Annotated in this window: 13 protein-coding genes; 9 read left to right on the top strand and 4 right to left on the bottom strand. The window is 43.1% G+C overall.

From position 1 onward, the window contains the following. The first annotated feature begins 724 nt into the window (after window positions 1-724). The 3 genes from ACFS25_RS31485 (at window position 725) to ACFS25_RS31475 (ending at window position 2,346) form a co-directional block, all read left to right on the top strand. Window positions 725-1,651, top strand: a complete 927-nt coding sequence (locus ACFS25_RS31485; protein ID WP_381509144.1) for a replication initiation protein — start codon at window positions 725-727, stop codon at window positions 1,649-1,651. Window positions 1,652-1,727: 76 nt separating this feature from the next. After that, entirely contained in the window at window positions 1,728-1,952 is a 225-nt protein-coding gene (locus ACFS25_RS31480) for a hypothetical protein (RefSeq protein WP_381509143.1), read from the top strand. After that, on the top strand, window positions 1,942-2,346 hold the full coding sequence (locus tag ACFS25_RS31475; protein WP_381509142.1) for a PIN domain-containing protein: 405 nt from the start codon (window positions 1,942-1,944) through the stop codon (window positions 2,344-2,346). The genes ACFS25_RS31480 and ACFS25_RS31475 overlap by 11 nt, the downstream gene beginning before the upstream one ends. Before the next feature lie 20 nt (window positions 2,347-2,366). Here ACFS25_RS31475 and ACFS25_RS31470 read toward each other — a convergent pair whose 3' ends face one another. Continuing rightward, window positions 2,367-2,828, bottom strand: coding sequence for a hypothetical protein (locus ACFS25_RS31470; RefSeq protein WP_381509141.1), 462 nt, complete (start codon window positions 2,826-2,828; stop codon window positions 2,367-2,369). Window positions 2,829-2,951: 123 nt separating this feature from the next. Between ACFS25_RS31470 and ACFS25_RS31465 the strand changes: the two genes are divergently transcribed. Next, entirely contained in the window at window positions 2,952-3,287 is a 336-nt protein-coding gene (locus ACFS25_RS31465; RefSeq protein ID WP_381509139.1) for a hypothetical protein, read from the top strand. Window positions 3,288-3,338: 51 nt separating this feature from the next. Here ACFS25_RS31465 and ACFS25_RS31460 read toward each other — a convergent pair whose 3' ends face one another. Next, window positions 3,339-5,054 (bottom strand): ATP-binding protein, encoded by a 1,716-nt coding sequence (locus ACFS25_RS31460; protein ID WP_381509137.1) that lies wholly within the window; start codon window positions 5,052-5,054, stop codon window positions 3,339-3,341. 286 nt (window positions 5,055-5,340) lie between these two features. Then, a complete protein-coding gene (locus ACFS25_RS31455; RefSeq protein WP_381509135.1) occupies window positions 5,341-5,742 on the bottom strand; it encodes a response regulator in 402 nt (133 codons plus the stop codon). 312 nt (window positions 5,743-6,054) lie between these two features. Here ACFS25_RS31455 and ACFS25_RS31450 point away from each other — a divergent pair, with 312 nt between their 5' ends. From ACFS25_RS31450 to ACFS25_RS31440, 3 genes are read left to right on the top strand one after another with little or no spacing between them, the layout of a single operon-like run. Further along, entirely contained in the window at window positions 6,055-6,450 is a 396-nt protein-coding gene (locus ACFS25_RS31450; RefSeq protein ID WP_381509134.1) for a hypothetical protein, read from the top strand. Between the two features lie 23 nt (window positions 6,451-6,473). Continuing rightward, window positions 6,474-7,097, top strand: coding sequence for a transposase (locus ACFS25_RS31445; RefSeq protein WP_381509132.1), 624 nt, complete (start codon window positions 6,474-6,476; stop codon window positions 7,095-7,097). A 1-nt stretch (window position 7,098) separates the two neighbouring features. After that, the gene (locus ACFS25_RS31440; protein ID WP_381509131.1) at window positions 7,099-7,392 is read left to right on the top strand and encodes an integrase core domain-containing protein; all 294 of its coding nucleotides are present in this window, start codon (window positions 7,099-7,101) and stop codon (window positions 7,390-7,392) included. 227 nt (window positions 7,393-7,619) lie between these two features. Here ACFS25_RS31440 and ACFS25_RS31435 read toward each other — a convergent pair whose 3' ends face one another. After that, a complete protein-coding gene (locus ACFS25_RS31435; protein ID WP_381509129.1) occupies window positions 7,620-8,243 on the bottom strand; it encodes a TetR/AcrR family transcriptional regulator in 624 nt (207 codons plus the stop codon). A gap of 1,110 nt (window positions 8,244-9,353) precedes the next feature. Between ACFS25_RS31435 and ACFS25_RS31430 the strand changes: the two genes are divergently transcribed. Together ACFS25_RS31430 and ACFS25_RS31425 are read left to right on the top strand one after the other, a co-directional pair. Next, window positions 9,354-9,710, top strand: a complete 357-nt coding sequence (locus ACFS25_RS31430; protein ID WP_381509128.1) for a hypothetical protein — start codon at window positions 9,354-9,356, stop codon at window positions 9,708-9,710. A gap of 195 nt (window positions 9,711-9,905) precedes the next feature. Beyond that, window positions 9,906-10,238 (top strand): hypothetical protein, encoded by a 333-nt coding sequence (locus tag ACFS25_RS31425; protein WP_381509126.1) that lies wholly within the window; start codon window positions 9,906-9,908, stop codon window positions 10,236-10,238. Window positions 10,239-10,743 lie beyond the last annotated feature (505 nt).

Genomic DNA, 10,743 nt, shown 5'->3' with positions numbered 1-10,743 from the left:
GGTATGAAGCGTAGCGGAATAGCGTTCCGTCTCGCTCTTTAACAAGACCGTATCACGACACCACCGCCGGATGGGAAAGCTTCATAGAGGGAAGCTAAAAAGGATCAGTCAATTTACCAAATTAGATCATGGTCAGCTTAAGTGAATGAATAGGTAGGGGTGCAAGTATTGGAAAGGGGATAGAATAGATTAGTGGTTCTTCTTTTCATCAGCCTTTACTAAATGGGTATTTGTATTACTATTAGAATAATACAAATCGTGAAACATTTAACTAAATTCATAGTTTCGCGGCCCCGGTGCGTTTTTTAGTTTCTGTTCTTTTCCTTTCTTTTCCCCGTTGTTTTTTGATCTACTCGTTAGCAATCCGGTGATCAATTTTTATCTGTCCTTTTTTACCCCTAAAAACCGCTTTTTCAAGCCACTTTTTTTTACAACAAGTGATTGTGTATTATCAAATATCACTTGTTAAACACTTGTAAGGCGATTTTTTAGCAAACAACCCGCTGATTACTAAATACTTACACTGTGGATAACTTTAATAAAGTAGCGTTTGGTCGGTAATAAAGTAGCGTTTGGTCGGTGAAACTGACTTAATAAAGTAGCGTTTGGTCGGTGAAACTGACTTAATAAAGTAGCGTTTGGTCGGCATAATAGTGTTTTTAAAAAGTTATTGGTATTTTTTTTTGCTACTTTTTTCTATAGCTTTGCTTATCAGTATTTTATCATGAATAAGGTAATAGAGATTTGGCAAGACAATGTTCTTACTGTTGCTCGCTATGAAATGAGTGAAGCAGAGAAGAATATCTTGTATATGGTCGTCGCAAGCATAAAGAAAGATGATCCAGTCACCAAGATGTATCAGGTATCAGTCAAAGAAATGGCTCATATAACTGGGTCAGAAGAGTTGAAATTTGAGGCTTATAAGCAAGCTTCACGTAAATTATTATCACGGGTCTTTGAAACTACCTTGCCAAATGGGGACATATTACAGGCTACTTTCATAGCTTCAGCTCTGTACAAAAAGGGGACGGGAACTATACAAATCGAGTTATCCCAAATGGTACGCCCGTTTTACGTCGAGTTGAACGAGAAGTATACTAAAATACAGTTGGTTGCGGCTATTTCACTTAATTCAGCCTATGCCAAACGAATTTATGAGCTGCTATGCATGTACAAAAACATGAAAGACAAGACATTTCGGCGTAACTTGATTGACCTCAAAAATATGCTCTGGGTTATAGACCCAAAGACAGGAAAAGATAGTTATTCCAACTGGACTCGCTTTCAAATGAGGGTCTTAGACGTGGCTGCAAAAGAGATTAATGGCCATACTGACTTGACATTCACTTACAAACCCATCTATGGCAACCGTCCTGGCCGGGGTCGTAAACCAGTCGTCGAAGTTGAATTTGAAGTGTTTTACCAAGCCAAACCCGAACCGGCTCCGCTGTCGAGCCTGCACGAGCGGTTAATCAAGCAATTCCGGTTGCGGCCCGACCAAGCCGATCAAGTACTAGCCAGCCATTCACCTGAAATTGTTACCCGGCAACTCTACGATATTCAAGTCAAAGTAGCCGATAGCAAGGTGAAGAATGTAGGCAGCTACACAGCTAAAGTATTTGGCTTAGAAACGAATAAAAAAGAAAAATAAACTAGATGACGTTTTAAAATAAATAATAGCTCACAGAGCCTAAATTGACGCTAAAACAACAAACTCGCATAAAAATATGGAAACAAAAAAAAGTTTAGAAGCAATTCCTCCCATGAAGGCAGGTCAATGGAATAGTTATCGGCCTGAAGATGTAAGGCGCTGGGGTGTCGAGCGCTTCTTAGACGAAGTAGCTCCTAAAGAGCCTTTAGAAATACCAGACTTAGGCTTTACTGAGGAAGAAAACCGCCGAATGGACGAAATTTTACGTGAGGAACGCGAAGCTGCGAACAATGGTATTTGACACGAATTTGGTTATTCAGTATGTTCGTCAAAAGCGAACATTACCCTCTAGAGCTATCCTACCAGTAGTTGTTGTGGGTGAGATAAAGGCATTTGCTCTGAAATCAGATTGGGGTAGTCAGAAGCTTGCATTCGTCGAAAACTTGTTAAAAAAGTGCCCGATTATGGAAGTGACAGCAGCGCTGACGGATACATATGCTCTAGTTGATGCTTACAGTCAAGGTAAATTAAAATTCCAGCCGCTTCCGCCTGGCTTATCAGCTCGAAACATGGGCAAAAACGATCTGTGGATTGCTACTACAGCTCTGTATTTCGATCAAGAGTTACACACAGCAGATAACGACTTTGATCATCTCCCACCATTGGGTTTGCGATTAGTCAAGACTGGACTATAGGTCGAACCTATAAACTGCCTTTAGCCAAATAGACGTTGCCAAAAGCTTTTCTTATCTGGCTGTTGATCAATTGGTGTTTCAGATAAGGGTGCATCTGAAATAGAAGTTGGAGAAGGGAGGAGCTTAAGCTCACGGTTTTCTTCTCGTAAACCTGTATTCTCAGCACGTAAGTAAGCCGTTTCGTTTTTTAGAAGTTGGATAATCTCATCTTTGGCTTCCAAAAGGGCTGTATAGTCTTGTAAAGGCGGTTTGTCTAGGCTTGTATTGTCATTATATACCCTTGTATAGTCATCAGTCTTAACAAGCTTCGAAGGTGGATAGATATCAAACAAGTAGTTAGCCTGTATGGTGTACATAGCGCCCTGTTTGCCCTTCTTCATTTCAATAAAGGGTCTACTTTCAGTTTTTTTGCACAGTCTACGTATAGTCGCTTCGTTCAGTCCGGTTGCTTCCGAAGCCTCTTTTAAAGTAAGATAACTCATACTATTGTAAAGGATTATATAGGCTTTGTATAGGGATTATATACCCTGCAAATCAAGCAAATACAACGCTTAAGTACAATAGTAGCTTTATATAAGATCGATTATATAACTTACAACCTAGTAATGGATTCTGAAACGAAATGGCTTACCCAACGAATAACACTCTTACAAACTCATCTCCAAGAGTTGAAAGAACTTTCATGTAGAGAACAGAAAGCACATCAAGACTTGAAAGTGCAGCACCAACAGCCATGGAGCCAACCATTAAATACTGACAATAAGGCTATTACACTAGTAAAGTTGGTTACTCAACAGGTTCGCCAAATAACAGCATTGAGTACTGAGTTTAGTACAGAACGTAAAGCTTTGTTAGCCTGTCACAAGCAAGACGAGTTCGAACAGAACGAGTGGATAAAGTTGGAAAGGGAGAGAAAAAGAAACCAAAATTTAATTAACTAGACGATTAGTATAGATTAACACAGGGCAAATTATGCAACGGAAAGCCTTCGTTCATAGAGGCAAGTAAACATTGAAAGTAGCTCCTTCATTAGGCTGACTAGTGGCCGTTATCGCTCCGCCATGATTGGCTGTTACCTTCTCACAGATGGCTAAACCGATACCTGTACCCGAAAATTGATTCTTGCCGTGCAACCGTTGAAATAGCCGAAAAATGCGATCTGCGTACTTTTCATCAAAGCCAATGCCGTTATCAATCACATCGATACGATGGTAGAATTTTGCGGAGCGAGTAGGTTTTACGCCTGGGGGTAATCTAGCCTCCGGTAGGGTTTGAACACAAATCTTAATTTGAGGAATGGTATCCACTTGCCGGAATTTCAATGCGTTACTCAGGAGATTTTGAAAGAGTTGCTCTAGCTGAGACCTATCGCCACGGATAGTGGGTAGATTGTCAACATATACGGAGGCTCTAGTTTCCTCAATGAGTAACTCCAGATCGACGAGTACCGTTTCAATTACGTCGGCTAGAGAGGTCAACTCAGAGGTCTCTTTACTGGAAGAAATGTGCGAAAAGCGTAAGACATCACGAATCAGCGTAGACATTCGACTGGCAGCTACTTGCATTCGCTCCAAATAGTTAACGCCGTCGCCCAACTGCTCGCCATATTGAGTCCTGAGCAGGTTTCCGAATTGTTGCACCTTACGAAGAGGTTCCTGCAAATCATGGGAGGCCACATAGGCAAACTGTTGCAGACTCTGATTGGATCGGACAAGTAGTTCATTGGCTTCTTCCAACGCTTGGTTGGTTACAACATACTCTTCATTAACAGCGGTTAGTTCTTCAGTGGCAATTCCCAGTTCGTACGTGCGCTGCAGGACTTGTTGCTCTAACTGAGTGGACAAGTTTCGGTAGCGATTTTCGCTTTCTGCAATAGCTTTTTGAGCAGCCACTTGCTGAGTCACCTCAGCGGCTACTTGCATAACACCCACTAAGTGGTCACCTTCATAAATAGGGGTACAAGATACATTGTAGTAACCCGTTTCAAGCTTGCCATTACGCCAAACCTGAGCCTCATCACCCCAACCATAGTAGGGCGTACCCGTGTGAAGTACCTGCCGACAGTGCGCCACCAGAGGTTGCCCTATTAGCTCGGGCATGGCAATTTCGAGCGGTTTGTTGATGATATCTTTCCCTCGGCCCATAATGGTTAGCATCGCCTGGTTGATCGTTTCGATTAACAACTCCTCCCCTTTTACCACTAACATAGCTGTAGGAGTCTGCTCAACGAGTCGTCGAAAGCGGGACTCACTCTCGGCCAATTTCTGCCGGGCTACTACCTGTCCGGTTACGTCCACAGACGTCTCCAAAATGGCATAGATCTCACCCGCTGTGTTGCGTAGTGGCTTATAGGTAAAATCAAAATAGTAAGTACCGAACTGCCCATCAATCACCAAGTCGCATTTGGCATTGGTATCCTGGTAAATTTCACCTGTGGTATAAACCGTGTCCAAAATTTGAAGAAATCCCTGCTCCTCCAGTTCAGGTAAAACTTGGGCCAGCGGTTTACCCAAGATTGTATCTCCCTTTCCGAAGAGAGCAATCATGAGCGAATTTACTTCTTGAATAATCAAGTCTCGACCAACAAAAAGACAACTAGCCACTGGATACTCTTCAATCAGACTGCGAAAACGGAACTCATTTTCTTTGAGCTTCTGCTGGTCCAGTGTAAGCCCTTTCGGATCAAGAGGCAGTTGGTCGTTATTCATTGATTCAAGGCGGATGAGTAGCTATTATATAAGCTCTATGTCTTGTATATAAGCTCTATTTCTTGGGAAAGTTTCTTAACGCAATGCTCATGGCTATTGCAAGAGTCTGGAATGGGTTTAAAGGCATAAATTGGGAAACAGTTACGACCCAATTTGTGGTTAAAACGGCTGATTTAACGAGCCCGTCCGCAGTCGTATCAACTTTTGCGACCGCTCCGGCGGCCCGGCGCAGCGGCGGTCCGTAGCCACGTTCGTTATACAACAAAGACAATGAAACCCAGCGTCATTATTTGACTAGCGTGAGCCGAATCCGTTGAGCAATAGCACTCAGCCCGTCATAGGTGGTTGGTTTGGTAATAAACTCAGTGGCCCCTAATTGGTGGGCCTGCTCTTGATCGGTATCTGCATCGGAGGTTGTCAGGATCACAACGGGTATATGTTGGTAATGCGCCGATTGCTTGAGTCGCTTGAGCACCTCGAAGCCATTTAGGCCGGGCATATTCAGGTCGAGTAGAATGACATCGGGTAAGGGCCGGGTTGAACCAAGCAGATCGAGTGCTTGCTGGCCATCAGGAGCCAGATACAGCTGAGTAGAAGGGGAATCCGTCTTAAAGGCCTGTTCCATAAAAAAACGGTCGTCCTCGTCATCATCAATAATGAGAACCGTGATGGCTTGATGAAGTGTCATGTAAGGTGGGTGAATAAGTTGGCTTGTTCAAGTGACGAACCTACCTAAACTTACTCAGAAAACACCACTTCGATTCAACGGCTAATCTTGAATTAATCCCTTGACACAAGGTCTAATATGTAACAAAAAAGCAGACTAACAATGTCAGTCTGCTTTCCGCTTCTATCCACACCATAGGGGAATCGATAAACTCCCCATGATAGAGCAAATGTAGCGACTAAATGGTCTAAAGACTGTTTTAGCTTTACATAACCACACTTATACAACTAAACGTATGCTACTGATTTCTGTATACAGTAAATCGGTAAGCTTATGTATATTAGCGTATTACAACGAAATAAGAAAAGTAGAAAGTCGCTTTATTTTAAGCGAAAGGTCGTCGAAGTCTATCGAGCTGAAATCGCTCAGCCCGCCGACATCCAACAGTATCTACACATTTCTCTGACCGAATTACGGCAGTTGAACCGATGGTATTTCAAGCACCGATTAGCCCCTTTTTTATACCCCTATCGCTGTTATAAATCCATGAAAAAACACAATCAAGATGCCTACGTCAAAGCGCTTGAACGACGACTGGCGGCCACTGAAGACGAAAATAAATTACTTAAACTCAAAGCCGAAGCCTTTGAAACGGCCATCCAAATTGCCGAAAAGCAGTTTCAAATCCCTATTTTAAAAAAGTCTGGCACCAAACAGTCGACCAACTGACTCGTCGCTATCCCCTGGTGGGCATGGAGCAGTTATGTGGGTTGTTTGGCTTAACAAGACAAGCCTGGTATGCGGCTACCCGGCGTCAGGAAAAACTAGGCTTTCAGGCAGCCATTGTCCTGACTGAAGTGAAGCGGTTACGACAACAGGTTGCGGGCTTGGGGACGACTAAATTGTATGAATTGATGCAAGATTTTTTGACATCTCATCAAATCAAATTAGGGCGTGACAGACTACATAACCTACTAAAGATCAATGGCTTGCTACTGACAAAGAAACGATCAAGAATCAAAACAACCGACTCTGATCATGATTTAGAGAAGTATCCCAACCAAGTTAAAGAACTCAAACCGACTAGGGTGAGCCAGCTCTGGGTCAGTGACTTGAGTTATATTCGGGTGGGGATCGGCTTTGCCTATTTATCGGTGATTATGGATGCGTATTCACGTAAAATCGTGGGGTGGTCGTTCCATAAAACGTTAGAAGCCAAAGGGCCCGTAGCGGCCCTGGAGATGGCCTTAAAAACGCGTGGTCAAGTCGATCAACCGCTGATCCACCACCGCACGGGCGGCCCCGTCGGATCGGGGTGTTCAATATTGTTCGGGAGCCTATGTGGATCGGCTGCACCAAGCGACGATTACCATTAGTATGACCGAGTCAGGCGACCCTAACGAGAATGCTTTGGCGGAGCGGGTTTTTCGGACCTTAAAGGAAGACTTCAATCTGAGGGGATTCCCTACTTTTGGTATAGCCGAAACGGCCGTTGAGCAGGCCATTAGGGCTTACAATTCGGTCCGACCCCATGCGTCTTTAGGCTATAAAACGCCTGATCAGGCTCATCAAGGTCAAGGCTATCAGCCCCTAAAATGGTATCCGTACAAAAAAATTCGGTTCGGAAATGTGCAATATCAGGCTGATACTCAGTTTTGTTCCCCTTTGTAAACCTATTCCAGTAGCATACGAAAACTATCATATCCTGAGATGGTCTAATTAATCGACACAGTAGACTTGCTTAACTTAGCAAGATCATGCAGCAACCATGCAACTGGGCTATAAAAGCCCTAAACAGTTTGAGCAACAATAGTACACAAACCTTGCAAGTTCAGTGTGCCGCTAAACCCGATCACCTCACTCAACCTAATATCGATTATGTATCGGTATCCATCGTCCTACAACCATGGATTCGGGAGATTGGCCGACTGCGCTGGCACTGTTACAACTGCAGAAGCAACCACTAGATCGTTCAAGGCAACAGAAAGCAGCTTAATCGCTTCCTCAATTCGTTTCCAGTCCTCTTGGCTCCGCAAATCAAGACCGACTACTGGGTGGTTATTGTGAGCCATGATGGTTAGATAAGACATCCCGCCTAGTATCACAGCGGCTACGGCCTGACTATCAGACCTTGGCACTAAAGACAAATGGTCCACTAAACGGGTCATTTCTTCGTCCATCGCTACACTTATCGCATCACCCAGTAGGTCATTCTCCAGGAGGGTGGCTTTTAGAAGCGCCCGGCCTGCTTTAAAGAGTCTGAAAGAGCGATAGGTCCGAATAATATGTCTATACCAAACAGGAGCTAGATCCGACTGGTGCAAGGCGGTAAGCTGGTCCAGCACTTCCGAAGTAACTACGGGGAAGAGGGTTCCCTTTTTTACGTAGTCGACCATCAACCCCTCCAAGCCGCCAAAATACCGGTAGATGAGTACTTTACTGACCCCTGCTTTTTCACTAATCCGCCTAATGCTAACGCCTTCCCAGCCCCATTCGTCCATCACCTCTTCTAAGGCTTTCATGATGCGTTGAGTGGTTCGGGGTCGGTTTCGCTGGGCTATGTCCATAAGGAATCAACAAGTAAACGCTATAGATAGGTCAAATGCCTTTTACGGCCAAATAACTTGACTGACCTGTAAATCACTATACCCATCGGTGAGCAAACTCAAAAAGCGGCTGGCTGTAAAGTAAGAAATTATTGTTAATAAACTCCTTATTATTAGGAATTTATATATGCTTATACGTTTACACAATAGCACTGCAAGACACTGTGTAGGAAGCAGGCCTGACTGCTCCAAGCGGGTGCTTTTCTCTGGCATTCATCACAGCGATCCGACAAGGGTTGGCATGTCCTAATCAGTCCACCAGTGTGCAAGCCCGATCCCGGTGTACAGAAAATAGACTATATCTACTGAAGATATAATCAGCTAACAAGGGCAAGGGAAGAGTCTTCGCTCAAGCGGGATTTCTTAATGAATCGATTTAGGCGTTTCCTGTCGCACCAAGCCGGTGAAGGTAACTTTACCCCTAAGAGCTCCACATCACTAGGTTAAGGAAAGAATTTCTTTGATACCCCTCTATTATAATACCTTTACTATTAAATATACATTTAGTTAACTATAATTATTTTTTATATACTTATTGTTTATTTTTATTTAGTATTTTTAATTTAAGATAATATCCATATCTTTATATAATCGTCCGTATCTACCGTAACTTATTAGATTCATAGATATATCGTTGAAAATAGAATACGACTTACTGTAGATTGATGGCTAGGTGGCCAAAGTGGCTAAACAACACTGTCCATGTAGCTTAATAGAATAGAAGATTAGTTAAGGGAATAGAGGTAAAAAGGCTCGTTTGTTATATACGAGCCCTTTTTTTATGACGTCTCCGTACTGAAGGTAACCTTATTTTCCTCTTTTTACCAGCAAGAAGGAACTGACCCTTGAATAAGTCTAAAGGCGTTAAAAACGCAAATTAAGTTTTCAATTATATTTATTATTTATACTAATGGTAACTATTTTATAAAAAGGATACAATACATAAAATTGCTTACTACCTTACCTGTCGCTAGAGTCCTGGGTTATACTACGATTAAATTCTCTAAAACACCTTAATTACATAGCATGAAAACGCTCCTATTAAAAAAAGAGGATATAAAGATAATAACGATTTTTGAGGCTATTTCTCAGCGGGATTGGGTTATTAAGGGCTGGACTATTCACTTCTTGTTTTCGGAAAAGAAGCTCCATCAAGTCAAGAAGCTATCCACCCTAGAGATCTGGTATAAGGATCCTGTCGTCATTCATAGCTGTATTGATCGCCTTCAGACCTGTTTCAAGAGTATCCATAGGTTCTACCAAGCATTTGGGGTGTTACCCCAAGTTGGCGACCGCTTATTTGATGAAGATTCCGGCATGATCATTCAGGACCGCTCGATTGATGGGGATCTGATGGTGATTAGCTTCACGCTCAGTATCTAGTTACCGAGACATTGCCTGTCTCACGCGTGCTTAAGCCCCACAGATCTCGAAAAACGCCTAGCCAGTCAACTAAGCCTAAGTATTGAGAAACTGGCTACTCATACACGGATATTGAACGACTTAAGTCAGCAAGCCCGAAACAGACTCTATTTAGTCGCTTAACCTGTCTCATAGCCGTATTCACCTGAATAGGTAATGAACAAAGTCACTACTACGGCTAATCGCCACTTGATCCCCTACTTAGTAACGAATCGTCAAGACTTTAGTCGTTTTTACGACTACTATGCCCCCATTCTATACGGGTATCTGCTAGGTCAGACGACCAATGTGTCAGTAGCGCAAACACAGTTAGAGGCTCTATTCACCACCCTTTGGCAAAGACGCGACATGTATAACCGAAATCAAGCCAGTGCTCATCCCGCTCGTCCCCTGACTTGGTTACTGCAGCTGGTAGAACAAACCAGTCCCTTGTTTACACGTGTAAGGGGGGGTGAAAAAGACTATTACGTCAAGTCATTCAATAGGTAAAAAGCGAAGTGATCTTATAAAGCGCGAAGCGGTCTGACAACCACCAGAGGGAATTGGCTCTACCCTACGCACTAATTCTGTATGGCTCTAGGAGGTTTTCCCTTGCTCAGCAGTAGCATATTCACCGACACAACTCGACATATTAACCTATTTACTTACAAAGCCCTTCTATCGCTTTTCAGTTTTTGTTTTCTCTGCCTTCCCCTCTATCGAGGCTCGTACCTGACGGACATCCATCGACTCCTTCGCTCAAGAGAGCGTACAAAACGCCCAAGCTTAAAGTTATAGGCAACGTCAAAAAATTAACCTTAAAGACTGGCTCGGCTACCGATGGCTTTGGCAGTTTTGGTTAGGCTCGGCGGTTGGTGTTGCTTATCATTTACGCCTATTTTTCTTCCCATTCTTAGGAGTGTAATCTTAGATAAATCCCTTAACATAAGATAGCTTATATAACAAGACTGAGAAAAGTACAAAAAACAGCGGGGCAAAAAAGAAGTAAAAAAGG

The organism is Spirosoma flavum (assembly GCF_042686045.1).
In the GTDB taxonomy this organism is placed as follows: Bacteria; Bacteroidota; Bacteroidia; order Cytophagales; family Spirosomataceae; genus Spirosoma; species Spirosoma flavum.
This window is presented reverse-complemented; position numbering and strand designations above follow the sequence as displayed.

Excerpts from the sequence above, each read along its gene's own strand:
- ACFS25_RS31480 (WP_381509143.1), top strand. The coding sequence starts at position 1,728 with ATGGAAACAAAAAAAAGTTTAGAAGCAATTCCTCCCATGAAGGCAGGT.
- ACFS25_RS31455 (WP_381509135.1), bottom strand. The coding sequence starts at position 5,742 with ATGACACTTCATCAAGCCATCACGGTTCTCATTATTGATGATGACGAG.
- ACFS25_RS31445 (WP_381509132.1), top strand. The coding sequence starts at position 6,474 with ATGGAGCAGTTATGTGGGTTGTTTGGCTTAACAAGACAAGCCTGGTAT.
- ACFS25_RS31470 (WP_381509141.1), bottom strand. The coding sequence starts at position 2,828 with ATGAGTTATCTTACTTTAAAAGAGGCTTCGGAAGCAACCGGACTGAAC.
- ACFS25_RS31435 (WP_381509129.1), bottom strand. The coding sequence starts at position 8,243 with ATGAAAGCCTTAGAAGAGGTGATGGACGAATGGGGCTGGGAAGGCGTT.
- ACFS25_RS31425 (WP_381509126.1), top strand. The coding sequence starts at position 9,906 with ATGAACAAAGTCACTACTACGGCTAATCGCCACTTGATCCCCTACTTA.
- ACFS25_RS31430 (WP_381509128.1), top strand. The coding sequence starts at position 9,354 with ATGAAAACGCTCCTATTAAAAAAAGAGGATATAAAGATAATAACGATT.
- ACFS25_RS31460 (WP_381509137.1), bottom strand. The coding sequence starts at position 5,054 with ATGAATAACGACCAACTGCCTCTTGATCCGAAAGGGCTTACACTGGAC.
- ACFS25_RS31485 (WP_381509144.1), top strand. The coding sequence starts at position 725 with ATGAATAAGGTAATAGAGATTTGGCAAGACAATGTTCTTACTGTTGCT.
- ACFS25_RS31465 (WP_381509139.1), top strand. The coding sequence starts at position 2,952 with ATGGATTCTGAAACGAAATGGCTTACCCAACGAATAACACTCTTACAA.
- ACFS25_RS31450 (WP_381509134.1), top strand. The coding sequence starts at position 6,055 with ATGTATATTAGCGTATTACAACGAAATAAGAAAAGTAGAAAGTCGCTT.
- ACFS25_RS31440 (WP_381509131.1), top strand. The coding sequence starts at position 7,099 with ATGACCGAGTCAGGCGACCCTAACGAGAATGCTTTGGCGGAGCGGGTT.
- ACFS25_RS31475 (WP_381509142.1), top strand. The coding sequence starts at position 1,942 with ATGGTATTTGACACGAATTTGGTTATTCAGTATGTTCGTCAAAAGCGA.